The sequence below is a fragment of the Amycolatopsis pretoriensis genome (assembly GCF_900107925.1).
In the GTDB taxonomy this organism is placed as follows: Bacteria; Actinomycetota; Actinomycetes; order Mycobacteriales; family Pseudonocardiaceae; genus Amycolatopsis; species Amycolatopsis pretoriensis.
Genome location: NZ_FNUJ01000021.1, coordinates 1 through 14,861 on the forward strand (window position 1 = coordinate 1; position 14,861 = coordinate 14,861).

The 14,861-nt window shown below is 68.7% G+C and carries 18 protein-coding genes; 12 read left to right on the forward strand and 6 right to left on the reverse strand.

What is annotated here, in order from left to right:
• The first annotated feature begins 167 nt into the window (after nucleotides 1-167).
• The 5 genes from BLV96_RS48170 to BLV96_RS48195 all read left to right on the forward strand — a co-directional run bounded on the left by BLV96_RS48170 (nucleotide 168) and on the right by BLV96_RS48195 (nucleotide 5,591).
• The gene (locus tag BLV96_RS48170; protein ID WP_086676777.1) at nucleotides 168-548 is read left to right on the forward strand and encodes an STAS domain-containing protein; all 381 of its coding nucleotides are present in this window, start codon (nucleotides 168-170) and stop codon (nucleotides 546-548) included.
• A 40-nt stretch (nucleotides 549-588) separates the two neighbouring features.
• Nucleotides 589-1,008 (forward strand): hypothetical protein, encoded by a 420-nt coding sequence (locus tag BLV96_RS48175; RefSeq protein ID WP_086676778.1) that lies wholly within the window; start codon nucleotides 589-591, stop codon nucleotides 1,006-1,008.
• Between the two features lie 369 nt (nucleotides 1,009-1,377).
• Entirely contained in the window at nucleotides 1,378-1,755 is a 378-nt protein-coding gene (locus BLV96_RS48180; protein ID WP_086676814.1) for an STAS domain-containing protein, read from the forward strand.
• Complete coding sequence (locus BLV96_RS48185; protein WP_086676779.1) at nucleotides 1,752-3,713, forward strand: ATP-binding SpoIIE family protein phosphatase; 1,962 nt, start codon at nucleotides 1,752-1,754, stop codon at nucleotides 3,711-3,713. Before BLV96_RS48180 ends, BLV96_RS48185 begins: the two co-directional genes overlap by 4 nt.
• 771 nt (nucleotides 3,714-4,484) lie before the next feature.
• Nucleotides 4,485-5,591 carry an alpha/beta hydrolase gene (locus BLV96_RS48195; RefSeq protein WP_086676781.1) on the forward strand — a complete coding sequence of 369 codons (1,107 nt, stop codon included), beginning with the start codon at nucleotides 4,485-4,487 and terminating at the stop codon, nucleotides 5,589-5,591.
• Here the strand turns inward: BLV96_RS48195 and BLV96_RS48200 are convergent.
• Complete coding sequence (locus BLV96_RS48200) at nucleotides 5,569-6,147, reverse strand: TetR/AcrR family transcriptional regulator (protein WP_086676782.1); 579 nt, start codon at nucleotides 6,145-6,147, stop codon at nucleotides 5,569-5,571. The genes BLV96_RS48195 and BLV96_RS48200 overlap by 23 nt on opposite strands.
• Before the next feature lie 390 nt (nucleotides 6,148-6,537).
• Here BLV96_RS48200 and BLV96_RS48205 point away from each other — a divergent pair, with 390 nt between their 5' ends.
• The 3 genes from BLV96_RS48205 (at nucleotide 6,538) to BLV96_RS48215 (ending at nucleotide 8,895) form a co-directional block, all read left to right on the forward strand.
• On the forward strand, nucleotides 6,538-7,131 hold the full coding sequence (locus tag BLV96_RS48205; protein ID WP_086676815.1) for a hypothetical protein: 594 nt from the start codon (nucleotides 6,538-6,540) through the stop codon (nucleotides 7,129-7,131).
• Nucleotides 7,132-7,183: 52 nt separating this feature from the next.
• A complete protein-coding gene (locus BLV96_RS48210) occupies nucleotides 7,184-7,795 on the forward strand; it encodes a GNAT family N-acetyltransferase (protein WP_244181012.1) in 612 nt (203 codons plus the stop codon).
• Nucleotides 7,796-8,067: 272 nt separating this feature from the next.
• Nucleotides 8,068-8,895, forward strand: coding sequence for an LLM class flavin-dependent oxidoreductase (locus BLV96_RS48215; protein WP_208608551.1), 828 nt, complete (start codon nucleotides 8,068-8,070; stop codon nucleotides 8,893-8,895).
• On the opposite strand, the gene BLV96_RS48220 is transcribed toward BLV96_RS48215, so the two are convergent.
• On the reverse strand, nucleotides 8,826-9,206 hold the full coding sequence (locus BLV96_RS48220) for a hypothetical protein (protein ID WP_244181013.1): 381 nt from the start codon (nucleotides 9,204-9,206) through the stop codon (nucleotides 8,826-8,828). The two genes, BLV96_RS48215 and BLV96_RS48220, sit on opposite strands and share 70 nt — an antisense overlap.
• On the reverse strand, nucleotides 9,203-9,961 hold the full coding sequence (locus BLV96_RS48225; protein WP_086676784.1) for a TauD/TfdA family dioxygenase: 759 nt from the start codon (nucleotides 9,959-9,961) through the stop codon (nucleotides 9,203-9,205). The genes BLV96_RS48220 and BLV96_RS48225 overlap by 4 nt, the downstream gene beginning before the upstream one ends.
• A gap of 159 nt (nucleotides 9,962-10,120) precedes the next feature.
• On the opposite strand from BLV96_RS48225, the gene BLV96_RS48230 reads away from it, so the two are divergent.
• Nucleotides 10,121-10,537, forward strand: a complete 417-nt coding sequence (locus tag BLV96_RS48230) for an NUDIX hydrolase (protein ID WP_167379979.1) — start codon at nucleotides 10,121-10,123, stop codon at nucleotides 10,535-10,537.
• Nucleotides 10,538-10,668: 131 nt separating this feature from the next.
• On the forward strand, nucleotides 10,669-11,790 hold the full coding sequence (locus tag BLV96_RS48235) for a helix-turn-helix transcriptional regulator (RefSeq protein WP_244181014.1): 1,122 nt from the start codon (nucleotides 10,669-10,671) through the stop codon (nucleotides 11,788-11,790).
• A gap of 47 nt (nucleotides 11,791-11,837) precedes the next feature.
• Here BLV96_RS48235 and BLV96_RS48240 read toward each other — a convergent pair whose 3' ends face one another.
• From BLV96_RS48240 to BLV96_RS49590, 3 genes are all read right to left on the reverse strand, one after another.
• The gene (locus BLV96_RS48240) at nucleotides 11,838-12,626 is read right to left on the reverse strand and encodes a Scr1 family TA system antitoxin-like transcriptional regulator (RefSeq protein WP_086676786.1); all 789 of its coding nucleotides are present in this window, start codon (nucleotides 12,624-12,626) and stop codon (nucleotides 11,838-11,840) included.
• 6 nt (nucleotides 12,627-12,632) lie between these two features.
• Nucleotides 12,633-12,833 carry a hypothetical protein gene (locus BLV96_RS48245; RefSeq protein WP_086676787.1) on the reverse strand — a complete coding sequence of 67 codons (201 nt, stop codon included), beginning with the start codon at nucleotides 12,831-12,833 and terminating at the stop codon, nucleotides 12,633-12,635.
• A gap of 599 nt (nucleotides 12,834-13,432) precedes the next feature.
• Nucleotides 13,433-13,663: a hypothetical protein gene (locus tag BLV96_RS49590; RefSeq protein ID WP_143051163.1), complete on the reverse strand. Its 231-nt coding sequence runs from the start codon at nucleotides 13,661-13,663 to the stop codon at nucleotides 13,433-13,435.
• Between the two features lie 179 nt (nucleotides 13,664-13,842).
• Between BLV96_RS49590 and BLV96_RS48250 the strand changes: the two genes are divergently transcribed.
• Both BLV96_RS48250 and BLV96_RS48255 read left to right on the forward strand, forming a co-directional pair.
• Nucleotides 13,843-14,679, forward strand: coding sequence for a helix-turn-helix domain-containing protein (locus tag BLV96_RS48250; protein WP_091390488.1), 837 nt, complete (start codon nucleotides 13,843-13,845; stop codon nucleotides 14,677-14,679).
• Nucleotides 14,676-14,852, forward strand: coding sequence for a DUF397 domain-containing protein (locus tag BLV96_RS48255; RefSeq protein WP_086676789.1), 177 nt, complete (start codon nucleotides 14,676-14,678; stop codon nucleotides 14,850-14,852). The genes BLV96_RS48250 and BLV96_RS48255 overlap by 4 nt, the downstream gene beginning before the upstream one ends.
• The last annotated feature ends 9 nt before the right edge of the window (nucleotides 14,853-14,861 follow it).

Consider the following 14,861-nt stretch of genomic DNA (forward strand, 5'->3'; position numbering starts at 1 on the left):
CCACTGGTTGTACGCCGTGCTGACATCGGTTTCGACGTCGACGGTCTCGGTCACGGTGCTCATCGTGGGCGTCTCCTTCCTGATGTGGTCGAGGTCCGGTTACCCGGCAAATCGATGACAAAACGATGCATCCGTTCTAAGGTCGCCATCGAAGGAGGGAGAAGCTGGTGACCGATACCGATGGAGACAGGGTTGTTCTCAGCGTGGAGCTCGTCGCCTTGCCCGAAGCAGTCGTTGTCGCGGTGGCGGGTGACTTGGACCTGGAGACCGCGCCCGTGCTGCGCAGGCAGGCGTTCGCCGCGCTGGACGAACGGCCGCTGGCGGTCATCCTGGACCTCGGCGCGGTCACCTTCTGCGGCTCGGCGGGTCTGCAGGTCCTCTCCGAGCTGGTGACGGCCACCGCCGCCACGGACCTGCCGTTCGCTGTGGTCGCCGGTCACCGACCGGTGCTGCGCGCACTTCAGCTGACCCGCATCGACGTGACACTCAGCCTTCACCCCGAGCTGGAGCAGGCCCGAGGCTGGGTTCGCGGGCAGTCGAGCACGTAACCGGGCACCTGCCGGGCAACCGGCCCTGGCGCTGACCGAGGTGCTCACCGAAACCGCCGAAGTGCTCGTCCTGGATCTGACCGACGTGACCTTCGGCAGCCCGGTGGTGATCACGACACTGCCGGCCGCGCCAGGCCACGCGACCGAGCGCGGCACCGACTTCCGGAGCATCACGGGGAACAACCGCATCGTCGATCGGCTGCTGGATCTGCCGGCGTCCCGTCCGGCGCTGGACAGCTACCCGGACATGACTGCGGCGCTCAACGCCATCAGTGCCGCCAGATTGATGAAGTTGGCCCAGCAGATGTGGGCCAACGCTGGGTACGTCTGGTGTTGCCGCGCTGGCGCCAGGTCAGGCGCCGTTGCTGGACGACCGTGTCGCGAACGAAGTCAGCGAAAGCAGGCTCTTGAGGCCGAGCAGGGTGAGCTTCCGACGGACGGGCTCGGAACCACGACGTAGAGATCGCGGCCCTCGTCGATGCACTGCGAGGCGACGGTGACCAGCGGGACGACGGCTTCGGCGTCGTCGAGTTCGGCCGGTGCCCGCACGACGATCACATCGGCGGCCTCTCCCGATGGTTCGGAAGGCGGGACTCCGCCGTCGCAGGGTGGGTGGTCATGCTCGCCGCCGTCCCGTCTGGTCGAAGTGTCGCCACTCTCGTGCACGTTGCGCGTTGTCTCGCGTGGGCTTCCAGGGTGACAACGATCGCCTGGGAGCGTGATCGAGGGCGATGATCGATTGAGCCAGTTCGGGCATTCGGCAACTCCCGTTGACCCGGGCTGAGGGCTTGTTCGGCGACCTTGCCGGCCACACCCGAGAATGGTGTCCATGTCGGACCGTAAGGATGGCGCGCGGCCGAGCGTCGAGTCGGCGTCGAGCCAGGCCGGTGAAGTCCTGCTCGACGAGCGGGATGCCGCGGCGGTGGTACAGGTTGCCGGTGCCTTGGACCTGGCGTTGGCACCCAAACTGCGGCAGCTGGTGGACCGGGCGGCGCGGCGCGAACCGCGTGTCCTGGTCCTCGACCTGACGCAGGTCAGCTTCCTGGCCTCGGCGGGGATGGCCGAGCTGGTGCGCGCCCACCGGAGCCTGCCCGACGTCCGGGTCGTGGCTGACGGGCGGATCACCCGCCGGCCACTGGAGCTGACCAGGCTGACCGACGAGCTCACGCTGTTCCCGACCCTGTCCGCAGCGCTCGAGCGCCCATGACCGGCCCGACCGACCGCGAGCGCTGGGGAGCGGTCCTCACCGACGCGTTCCGCGGACCGGACGGGCAAGCAGTTCCCGTGATCACCCGCCAGCTCACGCCCGAGCAGGCCGCGACGCTGGCTGGCGGGATGCCCGACGACGTGCGGGTCTTCGTGCCGGACGACGAGGTGCTCGCCGGATTCGCGCTCGGTGCGTCGCCGACGGGAGCGCTGGCGTACGTGGACAGCTCGGGCGGGATCCTCGCCTACACCGAAGCCCCGATCGGGCCTGGCCACCTCGCCGCCGCAGCGGTCGCCGAGCTCCTCAGCGCCACCTTCGCCGGAACGCTCGCCGGTCTGCGGTCGGAAGCCGGCTTACTGGACGTCCTGAACTCCGTCGGCAGGCAGCTGACCGCTCAGCTGGACATCGACCACGTCGTCCAGCACGCCACGGACACCGCGACCGAGGTCACCGGGGCGGCGTTCGGGGCGTTCTTCTACAACCTCGTCGACCAGTATGGCGAGTCCTACACGCTCTACACGCTGTCGGGCGTGCCGCGCTCGAAGTTCGAGCGGTTCCCGATGCCCAGGAACACCGCGGTCTTCGGACCCACCTTCGACGGCGCGGGTACCGTGCGCAGCGCCGACATCGTGCAGGACCCCCGCTTCGGCAAGAACGAGCCCTACTACGGCATGCCTGAGGGACATCTGCCCGTCCACAGCTACCTGGCCGTCTCAGCCATCAGCCCGACCAGCGGTGAGGTGCTCGGCGGGTTCTTCTTCGGCCATTCGGAACCCGGCCGGTTCACCGAGCGGCACGAATATCTCGCCGAGGGTATTGCCGGGTACGCGGCGATCGCGCTGGACAACGCCCGCCTCTACGAGCGGGAACGCAACCTGGCGTCCGAGCTGTCGCGCAGCATGCTGCCCGTCGTGCCCGACGTCGACGGGCTGGACATCGTGACCCGGTACTTGCCCGCGGCGTCCGGGCTCAAGATCGGCGGCGACTGGTTCGACGTCATCCCCCTCGGCTCGGGCGGCACAGCCTTCGTCATCGGCGATGTCGTCGGTCACGGTGTCACGGCCGCGACCGTGATGGGGCAGATCCGGACGGCGATCCGGTCGTACGCGCTGCTGGAGCTGGCGCCGTCGGAGGTGCTCGGGCACGTCTCGAAGCTGACGGAGCGGATGCCGCACGCCGGATTCGCCACTTGCTTCTACGCCGTCCACGAACCCGCCGCCGGCACCCTGACCTACGCCAACGCCGGCCACCTGCCCGGTGTGCTGCTCGATACGACGGGACGCATCGAGCAGATCGGCGAGGCGCTGGCCCAGCCGCTGGGGGTTGGACGGGTTTTCCCGCAGGAAACCGCCGAGTTCCCGAGCGGTAGTCGGCTGCTGCTCTACACCGACGGGCTGGTCGAGAGCCGCACGCGGGACCTCACCGTCAGCATGGGTTGGCTGGTCGACACGCTGGAGCGGCTGGTCGGGACGGAGGACGACGAAGCCGTGGTGGACCGGCTCATCGCGGAGTTGACCGGCGGCGACCACGACGATGACATCGCGCTCGTCCACGTCCGCCACCGCGGCGAGCCGGCTGTGCCGGACCTGAGCTTGCACGGCCGCGCTGACAACGACCACGTGAACACCGCACGCCAGCAGCTGACCGCGTGGCTGGAAAGCCAAGGTCTGTCCGTGGAACGCGTGGACGACATCGTGCTTGCCGTCTACGAGGCGATGGCCAACGCCGTCGAACACGCCTACGCCGGTCAGCAGCCCGGCCCACTGGAGCTCCACGGCGCCCGTGCGGCCGACGGGCTCACAGTCACGGTTGTCGATTACGGCCGGTGGAAAACGCCCGATCCGACCGACACGATCCGGGGCCGAGGCCGGGGCCTGATCGAGGTGGTGTCCGACCACAACGCGACGATTCAACGGGAAGACGGGACGACGGTGGTCATGACCTGGAAACCGCAGTAGCGGGCTTGCATCGGAGGAACCGCCTCACACCTCACAACTAGGCTCGACGAGCCACGTGCCAAATGCGGGCTGGTGAGCACGGTGGTGCCGTCCGAGGCGATCTGCATGCAGGCCCGGTAGCCGTCCAGCTTGTACTCGTACGCCCACTCCGGCCCTGTGTGCAGCCGGCCGTCGTCGGGCTTGGCCAGCATCGGCGTGGTCCAGCCGGGCATGTGAGAGGAGGCGCGCGCAACCATGGCCGGCCTCCCGAGGTCGAGGGATCATCATCTGGCTCGGCGGTAGCCCGGCTGCCTCCATTTCGTTGTGTTTGCGCCGGTCAGCACCCTGATCGGTGACAGCGGCTACGAGGATGAGTGCCCTACGCAGCGTCGCGGCGCGGGTGAGGTTGCCTGCCTGCCTGCTGGTGCAGTGCATGTATTCAGTCTTGCAATATTCGTCAGGACCGCGTGGGCTGTGTCTCGACTCGTGGCCGCAGGCGCACTCTTCGCCGAGGTCGCGGACCTGTGGCAACCCGCAGGACTGAGTGCTGGCGTGCGGCGCTGAACGCCATAGCGGTCGTAACTTGCAGTACTCCCAGCCGTGGGTCGCCTCACAGTGTTCAACTGGGGCTGGTGCCGCTCTGGTTGAAGAAGGACTCGCAGTGGCGATATGCAACGGCGATGCAGCATCAGACCCCGGTTCTTGACTTCCAATCAAGAGGCTTCTAGCCTTCGCGTCCATTGGCTCTTGATTGCAAGTCAAGAGCGATAGGCGAGCTGGCGAAGGCAGGCGATGGAAGTTTCGGCGGAGAAGGACAGCCACACCGCGCCGGTGCGGCGGGACGTGTGGTTCGAGTCCGGGGGCGTGCGGTGCGCGGCGTGGCTGTACACGCCGGCAGCGGGGGACGGGCCTCGGCCGTTGGTGGTCATGGCGCACGGGCTGGGCGCGGTCCGCGAGTGGCGGCTGGACGCGTTCGCGCAGCGGTTCGCCGCGCAGGGGTGGATGGTGCTGGTGTTCGACTACCGGTACCTGGGGGCCAGTGAAGGATCTCCACGGCAGTTGCTCGACATCGGCGACCAGCTCGACGACTGGCGGGCGGCCCTGGCTTACGGCCGGTCCCTGCCGGAGGTCGACCCCGACCGGATCGCGGTGTGGGGGACCTCGTTCGGCGGCGGGCACGTGCTGCGCATCGCCGGTGAAGACCACGACCTGGCCGCGGTGGTGGCCCAGTGCCCGTTCACCGACGGCCCGGCGTCGTTGCTCTCCCGGTTCCGCTCCAGCCCATTGAGCATGGCCGGGCTCGTCATCGCCGCCGTGCTCGACGTCGTCGGATCGGTGTTCGGGGCGAAGCCGGTGCTGGCTCCGGTGGTCGGGGTGTGGTGGATGCCCGCCTTCCTGGTGTCGCCGACCGCGATCGCCGCGGCGTCCCAGCTCATCCCGGCGGGGTCCCGGCTCTCGCCGCGCACCGCCGGGGTGCTCGCCCGGGTTCCCGCCGTGGGCAAGGGATTGTCCGCGACCGTCGAGACGGGCGGGCAGCCGTTCCGCCCCGGCGACACCGCTGTCGGCCGCGACACGATCTGGGGTGTCATGAGCGGCCCGGACGGTGGCGGCGACAGCGCCAACGCGGTCGCGGCCCGGCTCGCGTTGCGGTTGCCGCTGTACCGGCCGGGCAAGGACCTGCGCAAGATCGCCGCGGCGACCCTGTTGTGCGTGTGCGACGACGACCGCGCCGCCCCCGCGCGCACCACGGCCCGCCTTGCGGCCGGGCAGGACCACGTCCAGGTCAACCACTACGACGGCGACCACTTCGACATCTACGTCGGTGACCTGTTCGAACGTGCCGTCGCGGACCAGATCGAGTTCCTCGCGGCCCGGTTCACGGCCCCGGCGGGCCGGTAGCCGGCACGGCGGCGATGCCGCGGGCACTGCGCACCAACGTCTCGACGACGGCGCGATCACCCGCGGCGTCGCCCGCGTGGGTCAGCATCCCTTCGACGACGAACACCCCGATCCGGGTCATCGCGGCCTGTTCGGTCTCCGGCACTCCCAACGCGGCCAGGTGCCACCGCAGGATCGCCTCCACCTGCGCGTGAAAACCGTCGTGCCACACCCGTAGTGCCTCCGACGCCGCGACCCTGGCGTGCACCGTCGTGATCAGCCGATCGACCCGCCGCAGCTCGGCGACCGCCCACAGCAGCTGTTCGACCGGCGGTTCGGCCGAGCGTTCCGCCACGCCGGCGAGGAACTGCGCGAACAGCGCGTCCAGGACGGCGACCAGTACCTCGTCCTTGTCCTTGAAGTACCAGTAGACGGTGTTGGAGGTGACCCCCGCCTCGCGGCCGATCCGCGTCACCGTCGTGGGGTCGTAACCTTCGTCCACGAACAACCGCGTGGCCGCGGCGACGATCTCACCGCGTTTCTCTTCCCGGTCCTGCGGGCGTCGGTTACGCGGCATCCCCCACCTGGCCAGATCGGTCACGCTGAAACCCCACTGTAAAGGGGGACGGCGCCACAGGCGGTCTCGACCCGGCACCGAGCACCGGACACCCTGGCAAGTCACCCTTCGACGTCGGGTTCGATCGCTGTTGTGGCAGATGCAACTTCGCTCCTTCTCGACTTGACAGCACTCCCGCCGTCTCGCAGTATCCGAACAGGTGTTCGATGAGTTCGGGTTCGCTCGCGGGTTCCCCTCGTGGGCGTCTCCGGTGCGTGTTCGTGGTGCTGGAGGTGTGTGGTGGCGGTGCCGGAAGCTGTTGCCGGGCTCGCGGCGATCCCCGGCGTCCGCACAGCTGCTCAGCTCGCCGAGCCGAGCCCGGACCCCTCGGCGTCCGCCGGGTCTCTGCCGGTGACGCCGGTGCTGGCCACGCTGATGCCCGACGGCCTACGACGCGGCACAGCGGTGTCGGTCTCCCGCTCGACCGCACTGGTCCTGGCGTTGCTCGCCGAGGCGACTCGGGAAGGATCGTGGGCAGCGATCACCGGGATGCCCGAGGTGGGAGTGGCAGCTGCCGCTGAGCTGGGGGTCGAGCTGGAGCAACTCGCGCTCATCCCTGACCCGGGGGCCGAGGTTGCTGCGGTGCTGTCGGCGTTGATCGACGGGTTTGACCTGGTCGTGCTCGGCCCGGCCATTGCCCGCAGCATGCAGGCGCCGCTGGCGCGCCGGCTGGCCGGACGGGTTCGCAACCGGGGCGCGGTGCTGCTTGCCGCCGGCCCCTGGCCAGGCGCGGATCTTGAGCTGAGCGTGTCGAACCGCCGGTGGCGCGGTCTCACCGACGACGGCTTCGGTCACCTGGAGTTCCGGGATGTCGTCGCGACCCGCCGCGGCCGCGGTGCCGCGGTTCGCCCGCGCACCGTCGCCTTGCGGCTTCCGGGCCCTGACGGTGCTGTTGCGGCCGGCGAGGGATCTGCTGGCCATGGGTTGCGTAAGGCCACTGGATGATCTGCGCGTTGCAGAGGCATTCGAGCGGGTCGGATCCGTCGCGAGGTGCCAAGTGATCGGCGAAGCCGTTCGGTCCGGTGCACGCGGCGAGTTCGGCGCGCTGGTTCCCATCCGGCCGGCCGTCAAGAAGACCGAGAAGTGCCTACGTGGACACTGGCTCACCCTGGACCTCTACGACAAGCTCGCGCCGTTCAGCCAGCGCTACCGGTTGCACGGCTGGCTGTGTGAGGTGTGCCGCGGTCAGGAAGTGTGCGACCCGGAGGCCCGGCGCCTCGCCGAATGGGCGCTCCTCGACGTCACCGCCCAGCACGCTCCGGACGCGGCGCCGGGCGGCGGGCTCGTTCTGGTCGCCTATCCGCCGGCTACCGGCACGCTGGTCGGCCGGATCGCGCTACACCTCGACGGCACTGAGGTTGGCACGGTGACGGCGAGCCCGTGCGGCAGGTGCCGGATGGCCACCCTCGACTACGTCCATGTCGCCGCGGAGTATCGGCGCCTGGGCTTCGGTCGCACGCTGGTGGCGGCCGCGGTGGCTCGGGCGCCGTCGTATCGGTGGACGGCTCCGCTGCCGGATGGCCCGGTGGCGCAGTCGTTCCGTGCCCGGATCGCCATGCGCCGAGCCGGTTTGTCATGTGTCCACGCCGGTGTCCTGGAGCGCGGATGATGAGTGTCAGGGAAGCGGCCGCGCGCTGATGCGCGGGAAACGCACGACACCTCGACTGCGTCCGCTGCGCTGGGTGCGCCCTGCCGGCCGTGCCTGGCGGTCAGCGATCTGACCTGATTCCGCAGCTGCGGAGCTCCCCGACCGGGGCGTTGCCAACGGCCCGGACTCGATCCTCGAGTGGATGTCGCGTGTTGTGTCGGATGCCCTGTAGCTCGTTCGTAGAAGATGTGGAGCTCGGCACCAGGCCGGGCCGCAGGGGAAGGGGCTTCACCATGACGGGTCACTCGACACGCGAGTGCAGGCCGTTGCGGTTCGGGATCGTCGCGCCGGTCACCACGGACATGCCGACGTGGCGTGATCAGCTCCGCGGTCTGGCCGACAGCGGTTACTCGACGATCTTGATGCCCGACGTGCCGCAATGGCAGCCCGCACCGGGCCCGGCGCTCGCCGTGGCGGCGACGGTCACCGACTTGCGCGTGGGCACCTGGGTGTACGCATCTCCGGTGCGGCCGGCGTGGATCACCGCGTGGGAGGCGCACTCGCTGTCCGTGCTCACCGACGGCCGCTTCGAGATGGGCATCGGCACCGGGCGGCCCGGGATCGCCGAACAGCTCCGTGAGCTGGGTCTGCCGGCCACCCCGGTGGGCCGGCGGTCGAGCCAGGTGCGTGAGGTGATCACGGCCCTGCGCGACCTCGACGGCCCGGACCGGCACACCCCGGTGGTCATGGCCGTAGGCGGCCCGAAAGCGCAAGCGCTCGCCGCTGAATTCGCCGACACGGTGAACTTCGTGATGCCGCAGACCGAGACGCGGGCCGCGACGAAGCAACGGGTAGAACGCTTCGACAACCGTCGCGGCGCGGAACTGGCGTTGCACGTGCCGGTGATCGGGGACTCGGTCGCCGCGTTCATGGCCGGCCCCGACACCGACCCCGCCGCCGTCCGCGCCGCAGACTCGCTGGCGTTCCTGCCGAGTGATCCTGCGGCCGCTGCCGAGGAGATCCAGCGGCGGCGCGAGGAGCTCGGTTTCTCCTACTTCGTGTTCGGTGCTGGAGTGGCTGGTGCTCTCGCGCCGGTCGTTGCGGAGCTGGCTGGACGCTGACGGTGTCTCGGCCGGATGGGGCGACCGGTGAAGCGGCTGACTTCGATGGCGGCGATGGAAAGGTGAATCTGGTCCTCGTCGGGAACGGCAAGGGCCGCGTTGAGCACGACGGTGAGGCTGCGACGCGAAATGTCGAGGAACAGCGGGTCGATATCGGAAGTGCAGGCGTCGCGCACGGCGGCCTGCCAGTGGGCGAGGTCCTCATCCGGGCCGAGGTCTTCCCATCGCGCGATCGCCCACTTGCCGTTCTGCAGCGCACCGACGATCTCGTGCAGCTCGGACACCCAGTAGGGCGTGGCGACATTCGTCATGGCGTGACCACTGGGGTGAAACCCGCTGGAATATGCCACGCCGGCCGGGGCTCGATCAGGGCGCGGTACATCGTCCGGGGGCCGGTGAAGGCGGTGCGGCCGTGCAGCCAGCGGCGGTTGTTCACGACGTACCCGCCGCCGACCCTCGTGGGGATCGTGATGGTGTGCCGGTCGATGACCTGGGCAAGCACGGGCAGCCAGCGCTGGGTCTGCGGAGAAAACCGGGCCAGCTCGTCGCGTCGCAGGCGGAGCGCGACGAGACCGTGCAGGTCGGGCTCGAAGACGTTGCCCACGATCCCGGCGGCGCCGCCGAAGTAGGCGCCGCGTCGGGCCGACAAGTCAGCCAGCGCCTCCGGCGAGGTTGTAGCCAGCTCGTGGTGAACCGCGCGGCCGTCCACCAAGGTGCAGTCCCCGCCGCGCGCGGCGGGACGACCGCACGTCATGGCCACGATCAGCGGAGGCCGTGGCAGGTCTGAGCAGTCGGTGTGTGCGGCCAGCGCGTGCCGGCAGAACCCGGCTTGCCCCGGCGACGGACGGGTTCCGACGCGGTCGGTGATCACGGTGATCCCTGAACCGGTGCTGTTCCGGTGGGGGACCAGGTGGCCGAGCCGGGAGGCCAGCTGCTGCAGCTGCTGCTCGTTGTGCACTCCGTCGAACAGCGCGACACCGTCACGGGCCAGCACGGCGGCAAGCTCTCCGACACCGCCCACCGCGCCGACGTCGACGCGGCAGTCCGGCAGCGTGCTCACGGACATGTCAGCAGTCCCTTTCGTTGACGTTTCGGTTCGATCAGCACACCGGGCCGGGCAGGTGGCGTCCACTGACAGATCGTCAACCTCACGACCGCCCAGGCAGCAGTGGCCGCTGCTACGGTCGGTGACACCAGGCACACGGATGGCGGGAGGCTGGTGTCGGTGACAGAGGCCGGATACCCGGTGTCGATCAAGGGCGTGCTGATCCGCGACGACCGGGTACTGCTGGTCCACAACGAGCGCGACGAATGGGAGCTGCCGGGCGGCCGGATCGAACCCGGCGAGACTCCCGAGCAGACCGTCGCTCGCGAGATCACCGAGGAGTCCGGGCTGCCGGTCGAGGTCGCGGAAATCCTCGACGCCTGGATGTACCACATCGCCGTGGCCGCCAAGGACGTCTTCATCGTGACGTACGGCTGCACCACGACCTCGAGCGCCGCGCCGGTGCTCAGCCACGAGCACAGCCGGATCGGCGAGTTCTCCGAGGACGAGGTCCTCGGTCTCCGTATGCCGGAGGGGTACAAGCGTTCCATCGCTACCTGGTTTGACCGGCTTCGCGCTCGACAACCGGTCCGGTAGTGGTCATGGCCGGTTGCGAACGCTGTGGGGCGGCCTTGGGCCGCTACGCTTCTACGGCCGTCTGCCCGGCCTGCCGCGCGGAGACCACCAGCCTTTCCCCGCGACCTCCTCGACTGGCTCCCGCTGTCTGGATGTGGTCCGACCCGGGCGCCGCGCAGGCACTCGGCTCGCGGGACCTCGCGACGATCCTGCGCGCCTACCGTGCGGCGAATCGGCTGAGCCAGGAGGCGTTGGCAGCGCAGCTCGGCTACGACAAGTCGTACGTCGCAATGATCGAGACCCGCAAGCGCAATCCTGGTGACGTCGCTGGACGCCGGCACATCGCCCGCGCCCTCGGGCTGCCGTTTCACCTGCTCGGCGTCACCGACCCCGACGACGCGGACTTCGCTGCGCTCGTTCAGTTCGGTGACAGCGTGATCCGGCTGGCCGAGATCGCCCGCCAGTCCGGTCGGGTGGTCGAAGCCGTCAACGAGCTGTGGCCGCTGGCCGCTCGGCTCGAAGCCCGGGCCGCCGAAGGACGTCTCGAGCGCGAGACCTTGTACCTGCTCGCCGCTGCCCGCCTGGCCCTCGGCGTATCCCTCGGCACGGTGCTGCCCGAGGAACGCCTTCCCGGGGCCGCGGCGTGGACTGGCAAAGCTCTCGTGCTGGCACGGCATCTGGACGATGACCACTTCCTGGCGACCACGCTGCGGATGCACGGCAACGAATTGCGCAAGGCCGGCCGTCTCCGAGCCGCCGTCGCCCGCCTGGAACATGCCGTCGCCGTTTCCACGACGTCGGCAGCGCGGGGTGTGGCGTTCGCGTTGCTGGCGCGAGCGGCGGGCGAGGCAGGATTGCCGGACCTGTTCACCGAAGCCATCGAAGGCTGCCAACAACGCGTCGACGCGGGTTCCGGGAAGGAGCTGCTGCTCAATCCCTTCACTTTGCGTGAGATTCACGCTCGTGGCCTCCTTGCTCTGGATCGGCCATTGGACGCACTCAAGGTGTTGGACGCGGCCGCTGGGGCACCCGCCGCTCCGCAGTGGCAGGTCATCGAGCGGGTGACCACCGGCGAAGTCCTCGCCGCGACGGGCGAACAGGCCGGTGCCGAGGAGGCTTTGGCCTCGGCCGTCGCGACCGCCGAACATCGTCGGCTGCCCCATCAGCTCCAACGGGCCGTCCGGGCCGCCAAGCATGGGAGTCTCCCAGCCGTCGTCGATGCCGGACGCTCTGCGCTACAACGTCTTCGTGGCCTGCTGTCGCCTGCCGCTTAGGCGGCGCCTTAGTGGCGAACGGTGGAATTGCAGCACGGGCCGCTTGGCTAGCGTGGCTCGAACGCCTGGTACTCGAATGCATCCAGCTCCAGCTTCCGGAACGTCGACCGGTAGCGCTCTACCGCGTCCGGTTCGGTGACGAAGACTGTGTTGTGGAAGTGGAGCAAGGCGACGGTGAACACCTTCCCCGCGGTCTCGTAGATCCGGAAGGGTTCGATCACGCCGGCCTCGCACGCGCTCGCCGGGACGATCTTGAGATTCAGGTGGCGATGACTCGCCGCAGCGCCGTTCAGTTGTGACCCGAAGTCCGCTTGCACGGCCGGTTCGCCCAGCAAAATCGTCTGTGGGCAGGTGGGTCGCCGGTCCAGCTGCCGGACCTGACGGGCGAAGAGTTCCTGGTCGAGGTCGTCCGGTAGAACGGCCCGGCCGTGGAGGATTGCGCGGGTGTAGTCCGGTGTCTGCAACAGTTCCGGGATGATGTGCGGCGCCCACTCCAGGACGCGGACCGCGATGTCCTCGAAGATCCGCTGCAGAGCGAATGAGTCCGCTCCGGAGATTTCGAAGAGGTTCGGGCTGTCGAGCCGGTACCGGAGCTGCATGACGCGGTCGTATTCCGTGGCGTCCACTTGGAGAAAACCGAGTATGTGCGCCACCTCCTCGAGTGCCGGCGGGCGTTTGCCGGTTTCCCACAGCGACAACATCTGCGCCTGTACACCCAGCTTGTCGGCCAAACGGCGCAAGCCCATTCCTCGCCGAGTCCGTGCCGCTCGTAGGGAGGCACTCAGGGCGAGCAAAGCCGGAAGGTTCGAAATTGCCTTGGTCATGGTGGTTCTCATTCCAGGTCAAGAAGAAGTCGGGACGACGCCGGACTCGGTGTCGTCGGCGTGGGACCGCAGCAGTTCGACCAGTTCGGTCAGTTCGTCGGCGACCTCGTTCTGCTCTCCGGCAGTCGCTGTGCCGTCCCGGAGCTGGGTGGTCAGCAGGAAGATGCGCCAGTGTGTGGCTTCCAGGAGGTCGACGAGCTGTTGCGTGGAACGGGTCATGTCGGCCTCGATCCGAGGCGGTCGACGGTCCGAAGTGGATAGTCTGCGTAGTCCGGCGAGAACTCGGCAGAGGTGGACGAAGTCGGGGTGTTCCGCCAGCCGCAGGTCGGTCTCGGATGGCCAGGTGATTTCGGATGACTGCACCGTGGTCCACCGCCAGAGGGGTTCATCGGGTCACCGGTTTCGGCTGCACTCGACGACGCAGGTGCCGCCACCACGAGAAGCCGCGTTCCCTGCCACAGCGCGTCCGTGCGGGCGTGACGATGGCGAGGCACGCCGTGCACGTCCCGCGCGGTGCTTCGATCATCGGTGCCGCCCGGAAAGCGTTGCCGCAGAGCCCTTGGTAAACGCCCGAGGTCTGCATGCCATCCACGAAGGCCGCTTCGGTGACGAGGTGGTTGGTGCCGGTCGATGCCTCGGTAACCCAAAGCGGGCGTGGCGGAAGCCGGCGTCTTGAGGATGTGGTGGCCATCGCGGCTCCCGCGGTCGAAAGTGGACACCCGGTCGCTGCGCTGGTTAGCGGCAAGCACAGTGAGCGGGCTGATCAGAGGGTTACTCGGTGGCCGACATCGCTGGAATCGCCCGGCGGTCGTGTCCGGTCATCTCTGGTCTCCGGGGAGGTCCCGGTCCAGCATCACTTGCGCGTGGCTGACCAGTTCGGCCATCGCCTGCCGGGGCAGGATCGCGGGCTGCCCGTCTCCGCCTACTCGGATGGCGCGCACGAGTCCGCCGGCCGTGTCGATCAGGCCCAGCGACACCTGGGTCGCCGAACCTGCCGGAGTCCGCGCCGGGACGATCAGCGGTGCTCCGTGCCAGCCGTGTCCTCGCATGGTCGCCTCCCCGCTACGCTGTCAGAGCCTTGACCAGTGCGCTGACAGTGCTACCGAATGTTGGTAGCAAGTGTCAGCGCTGGTAGCACGGCTATGCAATGCCCTGATCAGGTGAAGTCTGCGGTGGGGTTCACCTGCATTAGCATGTGCTGCATGGCTGGTAGCACCGTGAGGCGCCGATGAACCTCGGCGACGCCCTGAAGAGCGCGCGAGAGGCGCGGGGCATTTCGCTGCGCAAGCTGGCCGTGCTCATCGGACGCAAGGAGTCGGACTCCGGGCTGATCTCCCGATGGGAGGGCGGCGAGCGCCAACCCAAGCCCGAAGACGTGGCGGCGATCGTCGAGGCGCTCGACATCAGCGACGACGTGGCCGCCGAGCTGATGGCGCTGGCCACGAACGCGGGTCAGAGCGGTCGCTGGCACGCCGTGACGGTGGCCGAGCGGCGCCAGCAGATGAACGCGCTGCTGGCCGCGGAGCGCACGGCGACGACCGTTACGCACCTGGCGCCGCTGCTGATCCCGGGTGTTCTCCAGACCAGCGCGGTCATCCGCGCCATCATGGTTGACGCGGATGTGCCACTGGACGAGATCGACGAGCGCGTGGCGATCCGGATCGGCCGGCGAGACCTCATCACCCGCAAGTCGCCGGCCAATCTCGACGTCGTTCTGGGTGAAGCGGCGATCAGGCACGTCATCGGTGGTGCTGAGGTGTGGGCCGAGCAGCTCACGTACCTCGCGGAGATGATCGAGTTGCCGAACGTGCAGGTATCGATCATCCCCTTCGACGCTGGCTGGACGCCGGTCCTGACCGGATCTTTCATCCTGTTCGATTCGGATCAGGCGCCGTCGATCATCAGCCTCGAGCTGCATCGCGGTGGCCTGATGCTCTACGCCGAGGAGGACATCGCCGTTCACCGGCAGAAGGCCGAGGCGGCACGTGGTAAGGCGATGAGCAAGGAAAAGAGCCTCGAGCTCATCGCGAAGGTGAAGAGCGAGCTGTTGGAGGCGACGAAATGACGAACTCGACCGACTGGTTCAAGTCCAGCTGGAGTTCCGAGACCCAGGACTGCGTTGAGGTTCGTCTTGATGGCGAAGTCGGCGTGCGTGACTCGAAGGCGCCGACCCACGGGCAACTCTCCGTCGACCGTGCCGCTTGGGCCGCGCTCTTGGAGCGCCTCGCGACCGCCTGACGCCGGTCG

Coding starts and splice junctions, on each gene's coding strand:
- BLV96_RS49590 (WP_143051163.1), bottom strand. CDS start 13,663: ATGCGAGGACACGGCTGGCACGGAGCACCGCTGATCGTCCCGGCGCGG.
- BLV96_RS48195 (WP_086676781.1), top strand. CDS start 4,485: ATGGAAGTTTCGGCGGAGAAGGACAGCCACACCGCGCCGGTGCGGCGG.
- BLV96_RS48245 (WP_086676787.1), bottom strand. CDS start 12,833: ATGACCCGTTCCACGCAACAGCTCGTCGACCTCCTGGAAGCCACACAC.
- BLV96_RS48180 (WP_086676814.1), top strand. CDS start 1,378: ATGTCGGACCGTAAGGATGGCGCGCGGCCGAGCGTCGAGTCGGCGTCG.
- BLV96_RS48225 (WP_086676784.1), bottom strand. CDS start 9,961: ATGTCCGTGAGCACGCTGCCGGACTGCCGCGTCGACGTCGGCGCGGTG.
- BLV96_RS48215 (WP_208608551.1), top strand. CDS start 8,068: ATGACGGGTCACTCGACACGCGAGTGCAGGCCGTTGCGGTTCGGGATC.
- BLV96_RS48220 (WP_244181013.1), bottom strand. CDS start 9,206: ATGACGAATGTCGCCACGCCCTACTGGGTGTCCGAGCTGCACGAGATC.
- BLV96_RS48185 (WP_086676779.1), top strand. CDS start 1,752: ATGACCGGCCCGACCGACCGCGAGCGCTGGGGAGCGGTCCTCACCGAC.
- BLV96_RS48240 (WP_086676786.1), bottom strand. CDS start 12,626: ATGAGAACCACCATGACCAAGGCAATTTCGAACCTTCCGGCTTTGCTC.
- BLV96_RS48235 (WP_244181014.1), top strand. CDS start 10,669: ATGTGGTCCGACCCGGGCGCCGCGCAGGCACTCGGCTCGCGGGACCTC.
- BLV96_RS48255 (WP_086676789.1), top strand. CDS start 14,676: ATGACGAACTCGACCGACTGGTTCAAGTCCAGCTGGAGTTCCGAGACC.
- BLV96_RS48200 (WP_086676782.1), bottom strand. CDS start 6,147: ATGCCGCGTAACCGACGCCCGCAGGACCGGGAAGAGAAACGCGGTGAG.
- BLV96_RS48250 (WP_091390488.1), top strand. CDS start 13,843: ATGAACCTCGGCGACGCCCTGAAGAGCGCGCGAGAGGCGCGGGGCATT.